This window comes from Mesorhizobium sp. B4-1-4 (assembly GCF_006439395.2).
Lineage (GTDB): Bacteria > Pseudomonadota > Alphaproteobacteria > Rhizobiales > Rhizobiaceae > Mesorhizobium.
Genome location: NZ_CP083950.1, coordinates 6128284 through 6150047, shown reverse-complemented (window position 1 = coordinate 6150047; position 21764 = coordinate 6128284). Strand labels below are relative to the sequence as shown.

General features: G+C 58.6%; 19 protein-coding genes and 5 pseudogenes. 7 read left to right on the top strand and 17 right to left on the bottom strand.

All coding sequences use genetic code 11. The features are described 5' to 3' along the window. Window positions 1–67: 67 nt before the first annotated feature. Window positions 68–1459, bottom strand: a complete 1392-nt coding sequence (locus FJW03_RS29420) for an aspartate aminotransferase family protein (protein ID WP_140766168.1) — start codon at window positions 1457–1459, stop codon at window positions 68–70. Window positions 1460–1966: 507 nt separating this feature from the next. On the opposite strand from FJW03_RS29420, the pseudogene FJW03_RS30450 reads away from it, so the two are divergent. Next, window positions 1967–2262: pseudogene (locus FJW03_RS30450) on the top strand (MFS transporter). Between the two features lie 751 nt (window positions 2263–3013). On the opposite strand, the gene FJW03_RS29410 reads toward FJW03_RS30450, so the two are convergent. The 3 genes from FJW03_RS29410 to FJW03_RS29400 form a co-directional block, all read right to left on the bottom strand. Next, a complete protein-coding gene (locus tag FJW03_RS29410; protein WP_140766171.1) occupies window positions 3014–3460 on the bottom strand; it encodes an enoyl-CoA hydratase-related protein in 447 nt (148 codons plus the stop codon). Between the two features lie 204 nt (window positions 3461–3664). Beyond that, a complete protein-coding gene (locus FJW03_RS29405; protein WP_140766220.1) occupies window positions 3665–4828 on the bottom strand; it encodes a M20 aminoacylase family protein in 1164 nt (387 codons plus the stop codon). A 331-nt stretch (window positions 4829–5159) separates the two neighbouring features. Then, window positions 5160–5387 (bottom strand): hypothetical protein, encoded by a 228-nt coding sequence (locus FJW03_RS29400; protein ID WP_140766172.1) that lies wholly within the window; start codon window positions 5385–5387, stop codon window positions 5160–5162. A gap of 290 nt (window positions 5388–5677) precedes the next feature. Between FJW03_RS29400 and FJW03_RS29395 the strand changes: the two genes are divergently transcribed. Genes FJW03_RS29395 through FJW03_RS29380 form a run of 4 tightly spaced genes read left to right on the top strand, consistent with a single transcriptional unit; the run spans window position 5678 to window position 7071 of the window. Next, a complete protein-coding gene (locus FJW03_RS29395) occupies window positions 5678–5860 on the top strand; it encodes a hypothetical protein (RefSeq protein WP_140766173.1) in 183 nt (60 codons plus the stop codon). Further along, window positions 5850–6470, top strand: a complete 621-nt coding sequence (locus tag FJW03_RS29390) for a recombinase family protein (RefSeq protein ID WP_226890505.1) — start codon at window positions 5850–5852, stop codon at window positions 6468–6470. The genes FJW03_RS29395 and FJW03_RS29390 overlap by 11 nt, the downstream gene beginning before the upstream one ends. Continuing rightward, the gene (locus FJW03_RS29385) at window positions 6425–6688 is read left to right on the top strand and encodes a recombinase family protein (protein ID WP_264296502.1); all 264 of its coding nucleotides are present in this window, start codon (window positions 6425–6427) and stop codon (window positions 6686–6688) included. The genes FJW03_RS29390 and FJW03_RS29385 overlap by 46 nt, the downstream gene beginning before the upstream one ends. A 56-nt stretch (window positions 6689–6744) precedes the next feature. Beyond that, entirely contained in the window at window positions 6745–7071 is a 327-nt protein-coding gene (locus tag FJW03_RS29380) for a zinc ribbon domain-containing protein (protein WP_226890503.1), read from the top strand. Here the strand turns inward: FJW03_RS29380 and FJW03_RS29375 are convergent. Then, window positions 7068–7436: a hypothetical protein gene (locus tag FJW03_RS29375; RefSeq protein ID WP_226890502.1), complete on the bottom strand. Its 369-nt coding sequence runs from the start codon at window positions 7434–7436 to the stop codon at window positions 7068–7070. The two genes, FJW03_RS29380 and FJW03_RS29375, sit on opposite strands and share 4 nt — an antisense overlap. Before the next feature lie 193 nt (window positions 7437–7629). Between FJW03_RS29375 and FJW03_RS29370 the strand changes: the two are divergent. Continuing rightward, window positions 7630–8061, top strand: a pseudogene (locus FJW03_RS29370) (transposase); the annotation flags it as partial. Between the two features lie 63 nt (window positions 8062–8124). Here the strand turns inward: FJW03_RS29370 and FJW03_RS29365 are convergent. From FJW03_RS29365 to FJW03_RS29345, 5 genes and pseudogenes are all read right to left on the bottom strand, one after another. Then, on the bottom strand, window positions 8125–8829 hold the full coding sequence (locus tag FJW03_RS29365; protein WP_226890501.1) for a hypothetical protein: 705 nt from the start codon (window positions 8827–8829) through the stop codon (window positions 8125–8127). Between the two features lie 136 nt (window positions 8830–8965). Beyond that, window positions 8966–10126, bottom strand: coding sequence for a M24 family metallopeptidase (locus FJW03_RS29360; protein ID WP_140766174.1), 1161 nt, complete (start codon window positions 10124–10126; stop codon window positions 8966–8968). A gap of 243 nt (window positions 10127–10369) precedes the next feature. Continuing rightward, window positions 10370–10846, bottom strand: a pseudogene (locus tag FJW03_RS29355) (IS66 family transposase zinc-finger binding domain-containing protein); the annotation flags it as partial. A gap of 163 nt (window positions 10847–11009) precedes the next feature. Then, a pseudogene (locus tag FJW03_RS30445) lies at window positions 11010–11520 on the bottom strand (ISNCY family transposase); the annotation flags it as partial. Further along, window positions 11511–11931: pseudogene (locus tag FJW03_RS29345) on the bottom strand (transposase); the annotation flags it as partial. The pseudogenes FJW03_RS30445 and FJW03_RS29345, both read right to left, overlap by 10 nt. 260 nt (window positions 11932–12191) lie before the next feature. Between FJW03_RS29345 and FJW03_RS29340 the strand changes: the two are divergent. Further along, window positions 12192–13277, top strand: a complete 1086-nt coding sequence (locus FJW03_RS29340) for a DUF2817 domain-containing protein (protein WP_140766176.1) — start codon at window positions 12192–12194, stop codon at window positions 13275–13277. 232 nt (window positions 13278–13509) lie between these two features. Here FJW03_RS29340 and FJW03_RS29335 read toward each other — a convergent pair whose 3' ends face one another. The 7 genes from FJW03_RS29335 to FJW03_RS29305 form a co-directional block, all read right to left on the bottom strand. After that, a complete protein-coding gene (locus FJW03_RS29335) occupies window positions 13510–15060 on the bottom strand; it encodes a fumarate hydratase (protein ID WP_140766177.1) in 1551 nt (516 codons plus the stop codon). Continuing rightward, a complete protein-coding gene (locus FJW03_RS29330; RefSeq protein ID WP_140766178.1) occupies window positions 15057–16490 on the bottom strand; it encodes an NAD-dependent succinate-semialdehyde dehydrogenase in 1434 nt (477 codons plus the stop codon). Before FJW03_RS29330 ends, FJW03_RS29335 begins: the two co-directional genes overlap by 4 nt. 175 nt (window positions 16491–16665) lie before the next feature. Next, complete coding sequence (locus tag FJW03_RS29325; protein WP_140766222.1) at window positions 16666–17595, bottom strand: LysR family transcriptional regulator; 930 nt, start codon at window positions 17593–17595, stop codon at window positions 16666–16668. A gap of 105 nt (window positions 17596–17700) precedes the next feature. Continuing rightward, complete coding sequence (locus FJW03_RS29320; RefSeq protein WP_140766179.1) at window positions 17701–18603, bottom strand: HpcH/HpaI aldolase/citrate lyase family protein; 903 nt, start codon at window positions 18601–18603, stop codon at window positions 17701–17703. Window positions 18604–18734: 131 nt separating this feature from the next. Then, window positions 18735–19871 (bottom strand): CaiB/BaiF CoA transferase family protein, encoded by a 1137-nt coding sequence (locus tag FJW03_RS29315; RefSeq protein WP_140766180.1) that lies wholly within the window; start codon window positions 19869–19871, stop codon window positions 18735–18737. A gap of 15 nt (window positions 19872–19886) precedes the next feature. Then, a complete protein-coding gene (locus FJW03_RS29310) occupies window positions 19887–21140 on the bottom strand; it encodes a methylaspartate ammonia-lyase (RefSeq protein ID WP_140766181.1) in 1254 nt (417 codons plus the stop codon). Between the two features lie 201 nt (window positions 21141–21341). Then, window positions 21342–21728 carry a PaaI family thioesterase gene (locus FJW03_RS29305; protein ID WP_181173309.1) on the bottom strand — a complete coding sequence of 129 codons (387 nt, stop codon included), beginning with the start codon at window positions 21726–21728 and terminating at the stop codon, window positions 21342–21344. Window positions 21729–21764: the final 36 nt, after the last annotated feature.

Below are 21764 nucleotides of genomic sequence, written 5' to 3'. Positions count from 1 at the left end.
AGATAGACGAGAACCGCTGCGCCCCCCCCGCACCAGCGACAGCCATCGCGCGCCAACGAGCCAGCAGCTAGTAAACACCTTCCCTGGAAACGAAATCGGCGACGTCGTCCAAAGTCTTGCTGGTCCTCGCCACAACCTCGAGTGCCTGCTCTTCGGTAATGATGAGCGGAGGACAAAATATGAGTTGATCGCCTACAACCCGGACGATCAGATTATGCTGGAGCGCTGAAGCAAAGGCCTTTGCGCCCGCCTTTCCTAACTGGTTGAACCCCTTTCGGGAAGATTTGTCGGGCACCATTTCCACAGCTGCCATCAGACCGACACCCCGGACATCCCCGACCAGGGGGTGATCCGAGAGCTTGTGGAGGCTCTCTATGAAGACCTTGCCGACACGTGCCGAGTTGCCGACCAAATCCCGTTCCTCAATGATCTTAAGGTTTTCAAGTGCAACCGCAGTGGCAACAGGGTGGCCGGTCGTCGTGTAACCATGTCCCCAAGTGCCGATCTTGGCCGTGTTGTCTGCTAGGATATTGTAGATTTCTTCAGTGAAGAGAATTGCTGCCAGTGGCATGTAGGATGACGTGAGCTGTTTCGACGTCACCATGATGTCGGGTTTAAACCCGAAGTACACCGACCCAAACATTGTACCAAGACGGCCAAACCCGTTCACGACCTCGTCAGCTACCAAGAAAATATCGTATTTGCGGCACAGGGACTCTATTCCCTGCCAATAGCCTGCCGGCGGCACCAGAACGCCAGCAGCAGCCATCAGTGGTTCACCGATGAATGCCGCGATCGTTTCGGGTCCTTCTGCAATTATCGTGTCTTCGACTTCCTTGAGCAAGCGGGAAGTGAAGGCAGCTTCGGTCTCTGCATCATGGCCTGCAGTGCGTAGGTGGGGCGTCGTGAGATGGATTACCGGGATGATCGGTAGGTCGAAATCGCGGTGGTTGTTCGGCAACCCAGTGAGGCTGCCAGACGCCATCGTAATGCCGTGATAGCCTTTAGTCCGGGCAAGAAACTTTTTCTTTTCCGGTTTCCCCCGTGCGTTGTTCACGTACCAAATCATCTTTACAACGGTGTCGTTTGCCTCCGAGCCCGAGTTTGTAAAGGACACCCGAGTGAATTGCTCAGGGGACATCTCGACCAACTTCTCCGCCAGCCGGATGTTAGGCTCGTGGCTCATATGATTGAACGTATGATAAAAGGGAAGCTTCTGCATCTGCTTGGTCGCGGCTTTGACGAGCCGCGACTCGCTAAATCCGACTGCTACGGACCACAGGCCTGCGAAGCTTTCGATGTATTGCTTGCCGTTGATGTCATAGACGTAAATCCCTTCACCGCGATCCATGATAAGCGGCCCCTTGGTCTCGTGCAGGCGAGCGTTCGTGAAAGGATGCAGGCCGGTCGCTATGTCCGCTGCGGCCAACGAATTCGAGAATTGGGCTCCAGTGCTCATTTTCACTGCTCCGGTGTTCTAGGGATGGAAAGCTTCCGGCGAAGCAGCGCTTTCGATCTGAAAGCCTTCGCACCGTAGACCCACGTGACAACATGAACGTAGGCAGCAAGTACAATCCATCAGCGGTGTGCCCTCGTCAAATGTGCTTTTTAGATCGACCCATCTAACAACGCGATGGTGTTCACCCGCTTAGGGCGGCTTACATGTGCGGCACGTCATTTCTGGTCGGCGTTTCATTTCCAATCGCTGCCCCGTTCACTGATCGCAGTGGCATCACTTACACTGACAGTTCTCATAGCGATTGGGCTTGCCGACCCGTGGCAATCATCCTCGGTGTCAGCCCCCGTGGCAGGCGGCTATCGGCGATATCGTGGAAAGGGCGATCTTCCAGCTGCCGTCATCCTTATCAACTTCGGCTTCAATACTGTTCGGAGCGTGGGTCGGCGCGCGGCGGCATCGTTGCCCCCTTCAGGCCCTTGATCGCTCTCGTCCTGAGCACACTCAGCTATGTGGTGCTGTGGTGTCATTTGGCGGTCTAAATGGACCGTTCCATCCTCAGCCTTGCCGCGCGAACAGATGACCACGGCGATCTATGACGGCGTGCGCTTGAGGGCGATGTCTGCCGAAATCAAGGCAGCGATTGCACGCAGAGCCCTTCTCGGTCTAGCAGGCATCGCATTCTCGCGCTGCTGCCTTTGGTCGTTCGTGATCACCCGAATGGTGGTCTGTTGGCCCATGGTGTTCTGATGGCCGGTTTTGGGATAGGTGCGTTTTTCCCAGGCGTCGCGGCCGGTCGCTTGTGACAGTAATGTCTCAGGAACGGTTAATCAAACTTGCATGCCTTGCGTGCGCGACCTGCTCGATTGCCCTTGCCCTGGGGAGCATGAGGAATTGTGTGGCAGCTATGCCGCCGCCCGGTTACCGGACATCCAAATTGTATATGAGTAACATCTAACGAAAAGAACAAAGCATAAACGAGGCAGCATGCCCTTGCAAAGGATCTTCATGAACGCGGCGCTCCGGCAGAGGTGGGACGATTATTGATGCAACCCCCATGCGCCTTGTCACCCTGGCCCAATGATCTAACGCAGCATGCGCGTCGATTTCGGTCCGCTACTAACCGGCTCTTGAGCGGCGGGCACCGCGTAGGTGGCACCGGAGCTGGGCGATGGGCGCCGGCGAGCAGCGCATTCGCCGCCCGCCGGTGCAGTCCGCCTTGGGAGGAGCGGCGGTGTTTGAGTAGATCCTGCGATGCAACGGGTGAGCTTCAGGACCGTTTGCATTCAGCATAAAAAGGTCTCATCCGCAACGACGTGACCAACGCTTTGTCGACCCTTGCCGGCTCGCCAAATGTCTGTGAGACTGCGCGTAGTTGGTTTTCCTGCGGGTTTCCAATATATTGTCCGGCTCGCGACCATCGCGTTTTGAGATGGCCGGCCCTGCCACAGCCGGGTCGTCGACCGAACAAACTCAGTTTCGAAATCAGCTTCGCTATTGCGTCCGGCCTACACACCCAGAATCTCTCGACATCGAGCTGGTCACCGACACTCAGCCTCACATGTTTGCTCGCAGCACGGCCTCTATAATGCCGGTCTGGGGTGGCTTTCCGGTTCCGCTGCTCCGTCGACGCTTCCCATAGATTACGGCGCGCGCCCACCACCGCTGGCACGAAGAAGCGCCCACACGATCGGCGCCAGCGACTAGGTCCCAGATGCGCATCCCATAACCGAGATAGCGGCGCTCCTCATAGGCGAAGCGTTCTTCAACACTGAATGCAGCACGCTTGTCCTGCGCTCCCTTGAGGTCATGGCCAGCTGAAAAATGATCGCCCTTGCCGCCTATTACGATCACGCGCACGCCGTCATCATGCACGGCCTCGTCTAACGCATGATTGAGCTCGTCCAAAAGTTGCATACTCTCGGCATTGCGGGCCTCAGGACGGTTGCGAAAGAGCCAAGCAACGCTACCGCGGCGCTCCACGGCTACCTGAGAATAGTTCATTTTGCGCAGTCTCTTCAGTATTCGGACAGCGGTCGATCGCCCCAAGCCAGACGACCGCACGTGAAAATTGATCCAAGCATAAGAATCCCATCGCAGTCCGCACAGCTATCGAGAATGACTTACCTAACGGATATCAGCGACTGAGCAATCCCTTGCATCCCGCTGAAGAACTCAACACGTGACACTCCCCTACGATCGTTTAAATTACGCAGCCAAAACCGTCTCAACCAAGTTCACCCAATAACCGATGCCATAAGGCAAAGCGTCGTCGTTGAAATCGTACGCGGGGTGGTGCAGGCCAGCGGTCGGCCCATTACCAAGGAAAATGAAAGCACCGGGCCGCGCCTCAAGCATGTAAGCGAAATCCTCTGAGCCCATCCGCGGCTTGATCTTGTCGTTCACCGACTCGGGCCCTACGAGATTGCGCGCCGCCGTAATCGCCAAATTGGTTCCCTCCGTATGGTTGAAGGTAACGGGATCATGTCGACGATATTTCAACTCTATATCCGCACCAAATCCGGTCGCAATTCCCTTGGCGGATGCCAGAATCTGCCGTTCCGCGAAGTCCCTTAAACCGGGCACGAGGGTCCTGACCGTGCCGGCCATTTCAACCTGCTGTGGAATGATGTTGTAGGCCTGAGCGGCAGTTAACTTAGTCACGGAAATCACCAGCGACTCGAGCGGATCAGTGTTGCGCGAGACCAACGTTTGCAGGCCTAAAATAATCTGAGCTGCAATGACAACCGGGTCGACAGTTCGATGCGGCGCGGCCGCATGGCCGCCCCTGCCCTTCACAATGATGTCAAACTCGTCAAGCGCGGCCATGATTGGTCCATCGCAGATTCCGAACTTCCCGATCTCCATGCCCGGCGCATTGTGCATGCCAAAGACCTGCGCGATGCCGAAGCGCTCCATAATTCCTTCCTGGACCATCCTCTGACCGCCCAGCGCTCCTTCTTCCGCAGGCTGAAAGATCAATGCAACCGAGCCCTTGAAGTTACGTGTACTGGCAAGGTGTTTCGCAGCACCCAGCAGCATAGCCGTATGGCCGTCATGGCCGCATGCATGCATATTTCCGGGTGTTGTCGAGGACCATGGTTTATTTGACGCCTCAACTATCGGTAGGGCATCCATGTCAGCCCTCAGTCCAATCGTCGGCCCGTCTCCACCCTCTCCCTGAATTGTAGCGACGATACCGGTTTCAGCGATGCCTGTTTCGATATGATTGATCCCGAACGACGCCAGCTTCTCCGTCACGAATCTCGCTGTGTTGTGAAGGCGATAGTCGAGTTCAGGATGCTGGTGCAGGTAGCGGCGCCACTCAGTTGCCTCGCCGTGCAAGTTCCGAAAAGTCTCAACGCTGTGCATTTGTGCAATTCCAAATTCAGTTTCGTCGCCTTCAGGCATCTTTAGTCGAGTGATGATTGGCCGCCGGGCAGCGTACGTCAAATACATTATGCGCATCATTGCCATCTAGTCGCGAGATGTATCCAAGTTAGCGAGCCCCTGCAACGCACGTGGCGCTAAATGCCCGAGTCATAGTCGACGAGGCGTTGCAAGATTTTCGATGAAATCCGGCTTTTCGCCGCGGTAAAAGTGGCCCATCTAATCCAGACCAAGATCCTCGACGTCGCCTCGATTGCCGACACTGCTAAGGCCGTGCTGATCTTTAGCCCAGCGCCTGACGTTGCCCCAGTTTCTATCCAGTTTTGAGTTCGTTTCCGGCGTGGGTTGTGCCTTGCTGGGCGGGTGAAGCGACGGTCGCTGGCGCGGAGCCTTTGGCATAGCGCAGCGCGAGCGACCGTCGCGGATTGAAGGTGGTGACGAACTCGGCCGGTGTCTGCCAGGCGATTTGGGAGTGCGGCCGCGCGGTACAACTCGACGACGGAACGCCCACGGGACTGGTGTTGAGCGCGAAGTTCTTCATCCGTGGCATCCTTGGACCGCGCGGCAGGTCCATATCCATGAAGTAATCGAGAAGGGTGATGCAGCGGTTTTCCGCTGTAGCCTTTCCGGCCGGGTGTCGGACCGATGGTTGGAGGTTCCGGCGTGGATGTTCGATCGGGTGGTCAGCGCGAGCTGGCGCATCACGACCTGCCCCAAGGATTGATCTCGCCGTGCTTGGCGCCTTGGCGACGCTTCTGCAAGATACCCGCACTTCCTCGCAATAGCAGGGAATGAGCGCAGCATTGAACTCTCACGACACGAATCGGGGGGATGTCCATGCTGCGCAAGTCAACGACACACCAGTTCGATCTGTTCTCCAATCCGCCAGTTGCAAAGACGGCTCGTGTGCCGGCGTGGCAAGCACTGCCGGAAGAGACACGCCGGCGGCTGATCCTCGACCACGTCGGCGGCGATCATGCCGGGCAACGGGACGGCGCGGATCATGATGCATGAGAAGATCAGGCCGCATCATCTGGAGCGCAAAGCGATCCTGTATGTGCGGCAGTCGTCAGCCCATCAGGTCCTGCACAATCGTGAGAGCAGCATGCTTCAATATGCGATGTGCGACCGCCTGACGGCCCTTGGCTGGTCTCGCGTAGAGACGATCGATGACGATCCCGGCCGTTCCGCCGCCGGCGGCGTCGTACGCGCCGGCTTCGATCGGATGGTCGCTGAGGTCTGTCTCGGCAGGGTCGGGGCGGTTGCGGCACGGGAGGTGTCGCGGTTTGCCCGCAACAGCCGCGACTGGCAGCAGCTTATCGAGATGTGTCGTGTCGTCGATACCGTGCTGATCGACCAGGAGACGGTCTATGCGCAGCGTCAGGGCAATGATCGGCTGCTGCTGGGATTGAAGGGCAGTCTCAACGAGTATGAACTCGATCTTCTGCGCCAGCGTTCGCTGTCGGCCCGCTACGAGAAGGCCCGCCGCGGCGAACTCGTCGTCGCAGCCCCTGTCGGCTTCGTGAAGGTCGGCTTGAGAAGGAACCTGATCGGCGTGTGCAGGAATCCATTACCCTGGTGTTCGACAAGGTTGCTGAGCTCGGCAGCGCCCATCAGGCCTTGATGTGGTTTCTCGAGTATGGGCTGGATTTGCCCGCCAAGCGCAACAATGGCGAAGTGGTCTGGCGCAGGCCGAGCTATGCGACCATCCACCGGATGATCGAGAACCCGATCTACGGCGGCACCTACGCCTATGGTAAGACTCGTGTCGCGCCGGGATTGGGCGATCCGCCGTTCGAGCAGGTATCCGACGCAGGACGCGCGAGGAATGGCTGGCGCTGATCCCGGACAGCCATGAGGGCTATGTCAGCTGGGAAAGGGCAGAGGCGATCCGCAAGATGGTGAGCGACAACGTGCCCACGAGCCGACATCACGGGGCGCCCAAGCATGGCGAGGCTCTGCTCGCCGGGCTTGTCCGCTGCCGGCGCTGCGGCCGCAAGCTCACGGTGCGGTACACTGGCATCAAGCACAACATTCCGCGCTATTCCTACTGGCGGGGTCTGCTCGACAATGGCGAGCCGCGATGCATCGCTTTTGGCGGACTGCGCGCCGATGATGCGATGAGGAAGCGCTCCTGCGAGTCGGTGAGCCGGGAGCGATTGCTGCCGCTGCCGAAGCTGAGGCGCAAGCTGCCAATCGTCGTGACCAGGTCCGGGACGCCCTAAGTCGGGATCTTGAGGCTGCCCGCTACGCTGCCGACCGGGTCTTCCGGCAATACGACGCGGCCGATCCCGAGAACCGGCTGGTCGCGGCGGACCTGGAAGCGCGTTGGAACCAGGCACTCATCCGTGTCGGTGAGATCGAGAGCAAGATCGCAGCGCATGATGCCGCGACGCCGAGGCCATCCCCTGTGTTGGCAACGGGCATCACGGCGTTGGCCACAGACCTTCAGGCTATCTGGTCGGCGCCAACGACGGACGCCAGGCTCAAGAAGCGCATCGTTTGCACCGTCATTCAGGAAGAGGTCGCCGATGTCGACGATAAAGCCTCCGAGATCGAGCTGCTGATCCACTGGATTGGCGGCGGCCATACCGAGCTGCGCCTGCCGAAGCGCCGGCGTGGACAGCGCAACAGTACCTCTGGTGATATCATCGCAGCCATCCGGCAACTGGCCGGCGATGATCTGATCGCCGGCATTCTCAACCGCAACGGCCTAGTGACCGGGCATGGACACGGGAGCGGGTCACCGCACACCGATCGCATCACAAGATCCCGGTCTTCCGATCGCCACCACGCTGCAGCGCTCGAAGGGTGGCCAGTTCGCCCTGCATGCCAAATCTCTGCCCGGCAACCGCAGACATGGAAAAGACCATCGGCAACGAGATCAGCCGCATTCTCGCTGATGCCGGATATCGCGGTCACAACGCCCCAGACAGCCACAAGTTCAGGGTCTTCACCGCTGGCCAGAAGCGCCGCGTCACACGTGCCATCAAACCCCAGATGCGCCGCAGATCGGCGGTCGAACCCGTCATCGGCCATATCAAGAACGAGCATCGCATGGCCGAAACTACCTCGCGGGCCAGCACGGCGACGCCATCAATGCCATCCTGGCCGCCGCTGGCTACAACTTCTCGCTTCTGCTCAACTGGTTCAGGTTTCTTTTGGCCTTTCTCCTCGCCACCTTCCAGTGCCGCCCAAAACAACGCCGGGTTTGAGCCGTCTCATTGTTCACGGTCGACTCGATAGCGTGCCTTCCTCTCTGGCGAGCGACTCTGCTCTCAGCCCACCGACGCCATTATCATCCGACGGACCCCAATGATGTCATAAACTGGCAACTTAGTGCGGCGACGGATCGCTGGCGCAACCAATGGGAATCCCGCGCATTCGAACAGGATCGCGGCAATCGCTGGATGCGCGGTTCTCAGTCGCGCGATGCAAGCGCCGACATCCATTTCCATCGCGTCGACATCAGTCGGCGGCGCCGGATGCTTCAATTCATCATGCCAATACTTACTGCCTTCAATGCCACCAACTACAACTCTTTCCCTCTCTGCCGGGTCATCAATCCCGAGTAGATCGTCGCCGCAATGCGTGGAGTCGTAGGTCAGGACCGCGATCTTGGCCGACGGCGGCAACTGGCGGATCAGCGCGGGGAGGAGGAGCAGGCTCGACAACGCCACAGGCACGTCTACCGATGCGGCCACAGCCGCTTGATGACGGATGGTGAAGCCGCAGTTCGAACTTACTGCAACAGCTCCTCGCTCGACCAGGCGCCGAGCAGCGGCAATGTAGGCAGGCTCAAGTGCTGGATCTCCACGGACAACTCTTTCGGCCCAAGCTCCTGCTACAGTTTCCGTGATGATTTGAAAATCAACGCTGGCCGGATTCTGGTCCGGGTCCGGCGCCTCAGGCCGCCCGGGACTGGGCGGCCGCCCTTGATCGAGGGCTAGAACACCGAGAGATCGTGGGGTTTGGGATGACATGGACGGCGTCCTCGATATTTACTCGGATGGTCAGCAGATGCCCAAATGTGCGAATTCGCCACGAAAGCACCTATTATCCTATTATAATGCGTGGCGAATTCATCATCTTTTTGGGAAGTCTAATGCTTGTAGGCCATCATGCCCGGTAAAGCGTATGTGGTGTCTGGCTCAGTATTTCCGCACCACGCTCAGTCACAAGGACATTTTCGCTGGACCCAAACAAGTAACCGCTTTCACTGAACAGAATGAACGGCATGTGCAACGTCATACCAGCCTCAAGAACGTCAGTCGCGTCAGGCTCCAAGCTCAGGTTACCACGTTCTCCCCAATTGATGCCGATTTGATATCCGGCCCGATGGCGAAAGACCTGCGGGCGCCCGGAGCGCTCGATGACCTTACGCCCTGCGGCATCCACCATACCAGCGGTCACGCCCGGTTTGATCGCAGCGATCGCCGCTTCTAGAGCCTCCTCCGACAGAGCGTGTAGAGATTCGGTCTCAGCATGCCGACCAAGCACAGCGCACCGCACCAGTCCAGCGGCGTAGGCCAGCTTCGTACCGCCGACTTCTATCATGGCAGGCTCGTTGTTCTTGATCGGATGGCGCAGAGGTTTGCCGTGTGGCAGTTTGTTTCGATCGCCGAACCCCAAAGAAACCATTCTGACATCGTCGCCACCAGCTTTTCTAACCTCACCGTAGATAGCCGCGGCCGCCTCCGCTTCGGTGACGCCACCCCGAATAGACGCCTGAAACGTGCGTACAGCGAGGTCGGTCATGGTCATCGCATCGCGCATAGCCTTGATCTCCAGTTCGTTTTTCACGGCCGCTACCGACGCGACCAAACGACTGGCATCGGCAACCTTCATATTTGGAAGTTGAGCCTGAAGCGCACTAACATCGGCGGGCGCGAGATTCCAGCAGCCAAGTTCGAAGCCAACCTTCCGGCTTTCCAGTCCATACTGCCGAAGAACATCTGAGCATACTTTGGCAAAGTCCTGCTGCTGGGTATAGCCAACAATCTCTTCGACGCAGCTTTCCGCGCGAACGCCATTCACCTCGTATTCCCTGACAACGTATGTCGGCGCGCGACCCGGTGCGAGGATCAACGGGAATGGCATGAAATATCCACCCATTCCATCGTATCCGGTGAGATACCGGAGATGCCCATGGGCAGTGACTAAAAGCGCGTCTAGACCGGCGCGTTCCATCGCGTCAAACACCTTTTTGTGCCTGCGCTCATATTCCGATTTTGGGAATGGTGCGCCGGTCAGCGGAATCGGCGAGAAAGTCATGGCCATGAATCACCTAAGTTAGTTAGCATGTGGCATCGACGGTTCAAAAGTTTTCAGAGAACGGTACGCGCCTCGGTTTAAGTCTCACAGACACCGATGCACCACTTTAGGATCAGCTGACCTGTGATTTACGTCAAATGCAGTTTGCATATTGTTGTCATCTGGTAACGAGATCGCTCGGGGACCCCACAGCTTCGACGGCCTGGCGATAGAGCGGCAGGTGTCGGCATATTTGGACACCAGTGCCTAGGCGACCGTGGCCTCGGTTGGCAGACCGCCCTCGATCAGCCGCGCGGGCCCCGGAGCAACCGGGCCGCGTCACGTGATTGGGCTCAGACCTTGGATGCCGAAACTGCGAAGAAGGAGGATCACACTGACGAGGTAATCCCCATGTGAGGCATATTTGGGCCGGCGCACCACGATCACCCGCAGTTGCGCCGGCGGGATATCGAGCCGCTCGCTGACGTCTTCGCCGATCCGGTGCAGGTCGTTGCGGCAGCAGGGACAGGCGTGGTCGTCGATGTCGACGATCGTCTCGATGCGTGGCAGATGCACGGGCAGCGAGTCCCGGTTGGCTCGGCGCTTTGCGGTGCGCTCGCTGCGTTCGCGCGGGTCGGCACGTTCGGCCGCTTCCTCGCTGTCGGCTTCGATCTGCTCGGCTTCTTCCAAGACCATCGCCTTCAGTGCAGCCGGATCGTCGGGCAGCTGGTCCACCGTCGTCACCATCAGCGAATCAGATCATATTCGCCGGCAGCCGCGACAGCGGCACCCGGCCTGATTCACTTGGTCACGGGTCAGCCCGCCCGGGCTGGAACGCGGGTCCGGCGCGCCTCGTGGACTCGCCGCCAGTCAAGCCCTTCGAGCAGCGCCGAGAGCTGCACGGCCGTTAAGGGCGGCAGCGCGTAAAGACGATGCCGGCTGTGTCGCAGTAGGCCTTCAGCGTCTCGTTCATGAAGACGGTGTCGTTGTCCGTATCCAGGCCGAGAACCGCGAAGGGCAGTTGCTTGCGCAATTCTGTGAGCACCCGTGCTCAACAGCGTCTGTTCGCGAACCAGTAGCGACGCACATTCGGTCCAGCCGGTCGCGATGTCGGTGAGCACAAGGGTCTGGATGAAGCTGCCGCGAGCCAAAGGGCCGCTATGGGCGACGAGGTCGGCCTCAACGAAGCCTGGCGCTGGATCGTCCCAATCCGCCGACGTTCCAATGGGAATGCTGCGCAGAGCGTGCGCCGCCGGCCGTCGTCGACGGCGTCCCAAGCCTTTTCGGATCGGTCCCAGCGTCCTGTCGATCGTGGCCGCGCTCATGGCCAGCAATTTGCCCCGGATTTCGGGCGCTAGGTCAAAATGACCGTGCCGTTCCGTCGCCTCGAGAAGGACGGGCAGCAACGCCCTCAGCCTCTTGCGCAGGTCGAGGTCATCCGGCCAGCTAGAACGATAACGATAACCCGCGGCTCCATGCCGACGAGCCCGCAGGCCCGACGCTGCGAATAGCCCTTGTTCACGATCGCCCAGGTCACGGCGGTTCTCGTCGACCCGGGCGTCAGAAGTTTTTTCCGAGCATCTCGCGCAAGGTCGAAACGTCGATCATGGCGTCGGCCAGCAGACGCTTCAGCTTGCCGTTCTCCTGCTCGAGGCTCTTCAGCCGCTTCACCTCCGATACATCCAATCCATGCCGCCATACTTCGAGCGCCACTTGTAGAACGTCGCATCGCTCACACCGTATTTGCGGTAAAGCTCCGTCGCCGAAAGCCCCGCCTGGTGCTCCTTCAAAATGCCGATGATGTCGTCGTCGGAAAATCTCGATCGCTTCATGGCCTGTCTCCTCATCCGGACAACAGGCTAACCTCAAAGCGAGGACATTTCAGGGACGTCAGCAGCTCCGTCTACATTCGAGATGACTACGATATAGATTCTATGCTTGCAACGGCACGCTACCTCATTACGAATTATACACAATCCCCTCCGTTGATGAGATCGCGACCTTGGTCGTGGGATGCGGGTTCGAGGCTAAAAAGCGAGATGCCTGCGCAGCCAAACCCATCTCGCCAAGTGTGAATAAAGGAACGAGAAAGATGGATCTTGATAGCGCGAAGCAGATCGCTCCTATCGTCTTTTCAGACAGCTATTTGGAGGCTAGGCAGAAATTCTTGACAGCCGCCCAGACATCGCGCGCGTACCGGTCCAGCGCAGACGGACCGTCTGGCGAAGCACTCTTCACGGACGTAACCTACTTCGGGCATTCAAAAGCGAAGAACTTACTGGTCCTGATTTCCGCCACGCATGGCGTGGAGGGCTACTGTGGGTCCGCTGGACAGCTTGTGTTTTTGCGATCTAGGCTCCACGAGGGGCTCCCGCCGTCTACCGCCGTGCTCATTATCCATGCGCTCAATAGTTATGGGTTCGCTTGGGATCGGCGAGTGACTGTGGAGGGGTGCGATCTCAATCGGAATTTTGTAGACTTTTCAAAACCACTTCCTCCAAACCCTGGATACGAGGAGTTGGCTGAACATATTGTTCCCGCAGATATTTCAGAACACGGAATTGAGCGAGCTGAAGCTGCGATCGCAGCCTATAAATCCATCCACGGAGAGCTCAGCTTCCAACAAGCCTTAGTAGGCGGACAATACACCCGGCCGGGCGGCATGTTCTACGGGGGGACCGAGCCCACAAAAACCAGACGGACCCTTGAGCAGATTTCGGCGGATTTTGACGTAGCGGCGCGCGAACAGGTGATCATTGTCGACTACCACACCGGCCTGGGCCGTTATGGCTACGGAGAGCTACAATGTGAGCAGCCGTCGGGCGTAGATGGCTACGACCGCGCCGTAAAGATTTTTGGCCCTTCCGTGACCTCGCCGGAGGTGGGGAATTCGAGTTCGGTCGTCATTCCTGGTTCAATTGATGCGTTTTGGGAACGTGCTTTGGGCGATCGGCACACCTACATCGCCCTCGAGTTTGGGACCTACACGGGGAAGTCAGTGCTCCGCAAGGACCACTGGTTGTTTGCGTATCGGCCAGAGGAGGCTGATTCCGAGCATGGCCGCGAGATACGGCGTGCGTCCAAATCGAATTTCTACCCGCAGATGCCCGATTGGAACGAGATGATTGTTTGGCGTTCGCACCAGGTGCATCGCCAAGCCCTTGAGGCGCTTACGTAGTTCTTGCCGAGAGTGGTCCCTGCCCCGAGCGCTCTCACTGGCATTTCCTTACGGTGTATTGGCAAATTTGAGCGCCTCGTCGGGTTAGACATAGTTCAGAGCTCGTGAGGAGTATAGTCCATGATCCGGCGCCTACGCTTCCAGAGACTTCGGTGATACCGGCCGGGTTTTAATCGGAATGCTGGCCGGCTTCAATCGGAATGGCGGCCGGCTTCGCGTCGGAATCCGCAGTTCAAACACCGATGTCGCGTCGTATTCTATCGGCCGCCATGCGGTTGCGCCACTCAAGCGGACCGGAAGCGTGGATGGAGTTGCCCTCAACATCGACAGCCACGATCACCGGCATGTCCTGCACCTCGAATTCGTATACGGCTTCCATCCCCAAATCCTCGAACGCGACGAGCCGTGCCGACTTGATCGCTTTTGATATCAAATAGGCAGCGCCTCCAACCGCAATGAGATATGGCGTTTTATGCTCCACGATGGCGCTGACGGCCGCCGGTCCCCTTTCCGCCTTTCCAATCATCGCGAACAGGCCGCTTTGAGCGAGAATTTTTTCGACAAAGCCGTCCATGCGGCTGGATGTTGTGGGGCCTGCCGGTCCCACGACCTCGTCTCGCACGGCGCGAACTGGTCCGACGTAGTAGATCACGCGACCCCGCAGATCGACCGGAAGTGGCTTACCGGCATCGATCAGATCGACCATTCGCTTGTGAGCGGCGTCGCGACCGGTTAGCAATTTTCCAGACAGGAGCAGTGTCTCGCCGGAGCGCCAGTTCGCCATCTCTTGTTTGGTGAGCATGTCGAGGTTGACGCGACGGAAACTACCAATCTCCAAGTCCTCTCGCCCGATTTGAGGCCATTGAGAAAGATCGGGCGGCTGAAGCTGGACCGGCCCGGAGCCATCCAATGTGAATGTCAGATGCCGGTTCGCAGCACATTGCGGAATAAGAGCCACGGGCTTGGAGGCCGCGTGGGTGGGAAAGCTGGCGACCTTGACGTCGACGACAGTCGTCAGACCGCCAAGACCTTGGGCGCCGATGCCAAGCGCGTTTATGCGCTCGTAAAGCTCGATCCGGAGGCTCTCTTCCGCAGTGGATGGCCCTCTGGCAATCAGATCGGAAATGTCGATCGGCTCGTTCATGGCCTCCTTGGCCAGCAGCATTGCCTTTTCAGCACTGCCGCCAACGCCGACGGAAATCAGGCCGGGCGGGCACCATCCGCTGCCAAGCGTGGCTACAGTCTCGACGACCCAGTCGGCCACTGACGCGCTGGGATTGAGGGTGGAGAAACGCGCCTTGTTTTCCGACCCGCCGCCCTTTGCAGCAATGGTGATCTCAACCTCGTGGCCTGGCACAAGCTCGACGTGAATGACCGCCGGCGTGTTGTCGCGCGTGTTGATCCGTTTGGTAATGGGATCCTTGACGATCGATGCCCGCAACGGGTTATCCGGGTCGAGATAGGCTTTTCGGACACCCTCATTGACCAAGTCGGCGAAACCAGTCGTTGATTTGATACGAGCTTGCATGCCGACCTTGGCAAAGACAACCACAAGGCCGGTATCCTGGCAGATCGGACGCCGACCGAACGCTGCCATCCGGGAGTTCAGTAGGATTTGGCCGATCGCATTTTTTGCCGGCGGGCTTTCTTCGCGCGCGTATGCTTGCGCCAGGTGCCGGATGAAATCTGGAGGATGGTAATAGGAGATATATTGAAGGGCGTCGGCGACACTCGTTATGATGTCCGCCCCGTCAATCGCCCGTCTCTTTTTGCTCAACATCATCCGAGCGGCCCAAGGCTGTTGACGAGTTTCAGGTTCTGAAAAGCCTGTACCCCTTGCTCACCGCCTTCATATCCATAGCCACTTTGCCTTATACCGCCATAAGGAGTGTCTGCCGATACCCCTTTCAGGTAGTTGACGCTTATTGCCCCTGCCGAAAGGCCGCCGATCAGAGCCCGTTTCGCATCGTCGTCGTTAGTGAAGAAATAAGCGGCCAAGCCATAGTCGGTCGCGTTCGCCTCTTCGATCGCCTGCTCGATCGTGTCGAACGGAGCAACAGTGAGGATGGGGCCGAAAGGTTCATCATGGAGCACTCGCGCACCTTTGGGAACCTGCGTCAGGATCGTAGGCGGCCAGTAAAAACCTGACCGATCGAGGCGGCTCCCGCCGGTCTCGATGCTGGCTCCGCGATCGACCGCGTCCTCGATTAGCTGTTGCATTGCCTCTATGCGTCGCGCGTTTGCCATTGGACCCATTTCGGTCGCAGGGTCGTCGGGCGCTCCGATCTTGATCGCGCGCACGGCCTCAATTATGCGGGATAGAAACGCCTCATACAAAGGCCGCGCGACGAGAACCCTGCTGGGTGCATTGCAGCTCTGGCCGGCACATTCGAATTTGTAAGCCGTGATTGCCGTTATGGCCTTGTCGAGATCGGCATCTTCGCAAACGACGACGGGAGAATGCCCGCCGAGCTCAAGAACACATCGCTGAAGATTATTCGCGGCGAGTTTAGCCAGCTGTTTTCCGACTGCCGTCGAGCCCGTGAAGGTCAAAACCCTCACCAACGGCGACTTGAGCAGATGGCTTGATATCTGAGAGGGGTTGCCGAATACGAGGTTGACCACGCCGGCCGGAATGCCCGCCTCCTGCAACGCTTCGACGATGTGGGCAGCCGCGCTTGGCGTTTCTTCCGCCCCTTTGAGAATGACTGGACACCCAGCAACCAAGGCAGGGGCAAGCTTGCGAGCGATGAGGACGGCGGGATAGTTCCACGGGGTAAAGGCTGCAACGACACCAGCAGGCTCGCGCACAATCATCCGGTTCGAGCCCAATCGTGCTGGGGCTGTCAATTCCTCGGCGCGCGTGCCATTCCACTCCAGTGTTTCGATGGCGCGCGCATATTCGCCTGCGGCCTCAGCAATCGTCTTGCCTTGCTCTGTCGACAAGTCTCTGGCCGCGCCTTCCACCTTCGCAGCCAGAATCCTGGCCGCTTTAACCAGGATTTCGCCGCGCTCCTTTGCCGGCTTGGAGGACCACATCGCACGGCTTCGCTCTGCCGACGCTAGAGCCTCATCCAGATCCAAAGCCGATGCCGAGGCCACCGAAGCAAAAAACGTTTCTGTCGCCGGATTGATAACCGGCCGAGTAGTTCCGTCTGTTGCGGCTTGCCACGCGCCATTGATGAATAACTGGTATCTCGCGACCTCGGACATTGGGTGCTCCACGCGGTGAATTGCTTTCGTAGCGCCGGTCGAACAGACCGCGCTCGCTCATTTCATCGGGACAGTTGTGGCGGGTCAAATATGGATTGTTGGGACGAACTATCTGGTATCCAGATGAGTCTCGCTGCAGTCGCGGAGTGCTGGCGGCAAATGCCGCTCCAAGCGTCTATAGAGCGCCATCCGGAGCCATAGCGGGCCACGCGTGACTCTCAATCAATCTCTTGACGACATTGGAGATGATCGTGCGAACCGCTGACACCGCCGGAGAACGCTCGTCTTTCGGGTTTACCGCAAGCACTACGGAACGGATAATCACAGGATCGACGATCTTTACCGTGCGGACCTGTCCGCTCGCGGTTTCTTTCTGAATGGCCGAGGGGGTAAGAATGGAGTACGCCTTTCCTTCCGCGACCATATTGATGATCGTTGAAAGTGAATCGACTTCAAACCTGACGTCCAGCACGCATCCGTGATTTGCGACGACATCAGCGACCGAACGGCGGACATTGTTGTTGCGCATGGGCACAGCAAGCGGAAACGCATGCAGGTCAGACAGAGCGATCGAGTCTTCAAAGGGCGGCTCACCTGGAGGCACCACCAGGCAAAACTCTTCGCGCGCCAAAATCGTCATTCGTCCGACCGTATCGGCTGTGCGGTAGAGAATCGCCAGGTTGAGTCGCCCCGCACCCATCCACTCTTCCAGCGGTCCCGTCATTCCTTCTATCATTTTGAGCGAGACGCGCGGCAATTCGCTTCTAACTGCTTCAATCAATGGCCCGCTAAGAACGCGAGCAGCGCCGGACGGAATTCCGATCGTCACCTCCCCGGAAGGGGAGGCCGCAGTGTTGGTCAATTCCGCCTCAGTGAGCTGGATTTCCTTCAGAATTTTGCGCGCCCGTTCCAGCAGTCTTGCTCCGGACGCTGTGACACTGACCCCGGTCCTGTCACGGATCAGCAGTTGCGTGCCGAAGCCTTCCTCCAGTTGGCGCACATGCAGGCTCAACGCGCTTTGCGCGACATTGAGCAGTGCGGCCGCCTTGGTGAAGCTGCCTGCTTCGACCACGCCGACGAAATATCTTAACTGCCTGATGTCCAGCATCTGGTTGGCCCGGCCGAGGCGCGTTCCCACTCGGTCACTTCATGACTATCTGGAAACGAGATGGGAAACAAGCCGCCTGTGTCTGCAAAGCCCTCGATCCGGTCAAGAGCTCCGCTCGAACGACAGTATTTCAAGGGCGCGTCGTATCACGGGCGGGTCGACCATCTTGCCGTCCACTGCGAACGCGGACAGCCCCTGCCCTGTGGCATTCTTTTGCGCCGCCACGACCCGCCGGGCCCATTCGAACTCCTCTGTGGCGGGCGAGAAAGCTTGGTTGAGGATAGCAACTTGTGCGGGATGAATTGCCAAGGCACCGGCAAAGCCGAGCCGTCGCGAATGCATTGCGATCTCAAGGAGTTTAGGACTGTCTGAAAATTCGCCGATGCTTCCGACAAAGCCCAGAGGAAGCAATCCAGCTGCGCGGGCAGCAAACAGTACGGCCAAGTTGGGCGCAAGCAGGAGATCAAAATTCGGGACACCGCCGACGGCAGCGCTGAAGTCCTCCGGGCCTAGCGCTAGAGCGATCAAGCGAGGATTGGCTGAAGCGATGGCCGCAAGTCTGCTCAAGGCACCTGGCGTTTCGATCTGGCAAAGGAACCGGATCTGTCCGACGGGCAGGTCTCTTTCGCCTTCAAGCTCCGTCACGGCATTCGCGACTTCCAACACCCAATCCGGCGACTCCACCTTTGGAAGAACCAGAGCGTCGACACCCGCTGCCACCGCGACATCGAGATCACAGGCCAGAGCGCGCAATCCTCGGTTCACACGCACCAACACCGATGCGCCACGCCGACCGACTTTCGACACGGACTCACTAAGTTGCCGCCGTGCTTCTTGCTTACGATCCTGGGGCACGGCGTCCTCAAGGTCGAGGATGATCCCATCTGCACCGCGATCGTGAGCGGTCTCGACAAACCGTGGGATGTGGGCAGGAACAAACAGCAGCGACCGCCAGCGTCGGACGGGCATCGGACCTGGAGTTGCCGGGATGGTATCCGCGCTCATGGCGAGCCCCTTCCATCAAAGTTGAGAGGCGAGAGTGACGATCGGCTCGCGTGGCGGCAAATCGGCTGCCAATCGATAGCGGTCTCGGTGCTCAACCCGAAGTCACCGCCCGCCATCGGCAGTCACGCGGATTAAGCCCTCTTGCGCAAGCTAATCTCGTGGCGGACAGTCGCCGTATGTGCGCCAAGCGCAGGCACCGGACGAAGCGACGGCTTCTCGGAGTTGAAAATGGCCGCGGGAGCAATCATCTCGACAGCCCCGCCTGGAGTAGTAATCTGCACCTTGCGAAGGTGAGGATGCTCTGACACAGCCGGGATCTCGTTGAGCCGGCCATAGGCGAGCCCGGCTGCCTCAAGCTCCCGCATCGCCTCTTCGCTGGTCAATTCCAAAAACCGTGTTTGGATGATTTCATCCAGGGGAGCACGATTGCCGAGCCGCTCCATATTGTCGGCAAAGCCTTGCGTGCGTGTGAGTTCGGGCTCCTTGAGAAACTTCTCGCAAAAGTTTACCCACTCCCGGTCATTTTGAACCGAAAAGATGACATCCTTGCCGTCGGCGCAACGGTAAGCACCGTAGGGAGCAAGCGAGGGATGGCTAACGCCGGCCCGAACCGTCTGATAAGCGCTGTAGTCGTGCTGCAGAACCGGTACGTTCATCCAGTCGGCGATGGCATCGAACAGTGAAACTTGAATGCTGGCACCTTCGCTCGTCCGCTGGCGATTGAACAATGCCTGGAGGATGGCAGAATGAGCCGTCATTCCAGCCGCAATGTCACAAACCGACACCCCGACCCGTGCAGGGCCTTGGCGCGTGCCGGTGATTTCGCACAAGCCGGTTTCGGCCTGGACGATCAGGTCGTAAGCTTTCAGATGGGAAAATGGCCCCCCTTGCCCGAAGCCAGAGATATCGCAGGTGATCAATTGAGGATATCGACGGCGCAGATCGGTCGACCCGAAACCCAATTTCTCGATGCTGCCCGGTTTGAGATTCTGGATAAAAACATCAGCGGTAGCAATGAGCGTTTCCAGAACAACGCGATCTGCTTCCACCCTCAGGTCCAGGCATATCGATTCCTTACCTCGGTTAAGCCAAACGAAATAGGCGCTCTGTCCTCGCACCAACTTGTCGTAATTTCGTGCGAAGTCGCCCTCCGGCCTCTCCACCTTGATCACTCGGGCGCCGGCGTCGGCAAGACGAGATGATGCGTACGGTGCGGCCACGGCCTGCTCGACGGCAACGACAGTGATCCCTTCTAGGCAATTGTGCATGGCGGTACCGCGACTTCATCCAGCTTTTTCGTTGCGGAGGCGAGCACGGTTCAGCAGCGCCAAAATCCGGTTCTGTTCGTTCCCGACGATGGAGAAGCCTTCGTCGACGCCCATCCCTGGCTTTGCAAGCATCATGTCCGCCTGGGTCGCGACCGCTATATGGACGGAAGCTTGAGCGGAAAGGTCCGTTTCTGTGCAGCTTCCCCCGACATATGCCCCTACTCTGTTTTGCTTGCACAGAAGAACCGCACGGGCAGTGTCGGCGATTGAACCGACGTCCGGTGTTTTGATTTGCACGAGATGGGCGGCGTTCGCTTCGGCAAACAGGCGAACATCCTCCAACGTGTTGCACCTCTCGTCGACAACAATGCGGGCCTTGGAGCCGCGTTCGTTCAAGATCGACACGATCCGGGCATAGCTTTCGATTTGGGCCTGAGTTGAACCAAAATCCGCTGGTGACTCGATATTGACCGTGAAAGCTGGAATGGAGTCAGCAACCCGACAGACAAAGTCGGCGATCCGTTGTGGTTCAAGGCCGATTTCCATACCGATCCAACCGTACACATCGAAATGCAGAACCGGATGGTATCCGGAAGGACCAATCTCGCGCGTACGTGCAGCAACCCACTGGACGAATTCCATGAAAGTCTGACCGTTTGGCCCGAACTTCTGCCGGGAATTAATCAGGCCGTGCGGAAGAACATCCACTGCCTTCAGGATCATTTTGTCGACGTTGATTTCACGGGCATCGCCGCTTTGGCAATAGATCGGGACCCTGCGCGTCGGCAGGGCCAGATCAAATTCAGCACAAATAACTTCCGCCATCGTGCATCGGCGGATGTGAGCCGCCGCTCGAAGCAAAGCCTGGCTGACCCCATATTCGAGCGCGAGAGGCAGACGCTTCTCTTCAAAGGGCTCCAAGACTTTCGCGCAGGCGGCAAGATACCGAGACACATCCACATCGAAGGCCCGCGGCGCCACGACCCGTGAGGTCAAATCTGCCATTCGATCTGTTTCAAACAGCGGATCGCGTCCGCCTGCACCGGAGTACTGGACACTCATCATATCGCCCCAAACGACGGTGCCGTCCTCAAGCACGAGGCCGACGCTCAGCGACGATGCCGGCACGCGAATGGACGCGAACCCGGCCGTCTTGGGTTCGCCAAGATAGATAAAGCCATTCTGGGACGCGCCTGCCCTGATGGCAGTCTGGTCGTCATAGAAAAATCCGCCATTGCCAGGCGCGAGAAGGACATCTTTGATCTGCAATTGAGTTGTCTCGATGGTTCGGCTGGCTGCGTTGAGGGCGAATTTAACCTGCCACCCACTATGCGCCAGTTTGCATCGGACCCGCCAATATAATGTCCTTGACGGTCCCATCGCATTTTCAGATGCCCCAAAGTCAGCTGGACGCCGGTGAGACGACTTGGCAGCGGCCGTGCTGCTCTCAAAATGCGCGAATGTCGTGCTTCACCGCTGGTCCAGTACACGAAAGGCCGCGCTGCATGTTGCGAGCAGTTCACCTGCCTCGTGCCGCAACTCGGCTTCGGCGAATTTCAGGCTGCGCCCGCCACCGATGACGCGCCCCGTGGCGGTGACGCGACCGGATCGCACGCTTGCAATGAAATTGACCGACAGCGTTACGGTCACCACCGCCGCATCGACGTTGCCGATCATGTTACGCACGGCAACACCGCAGCCGTTGTCCAGCAACATCGAGATGAATCCGCCGTGCAGCAGCCCGACGCGGTTGAGGTGCTGCGGGCCGACATCGAGGGAGCAGGCGCCCCTATCGCAGTCGGGCAATGAGGAACGATAACCGACCAACTCGCGTGCTCCGGAACGGTCGATCGCCACCAGGTCGATGTCAGCGCTGTTGGAGTCGCAAGCAAT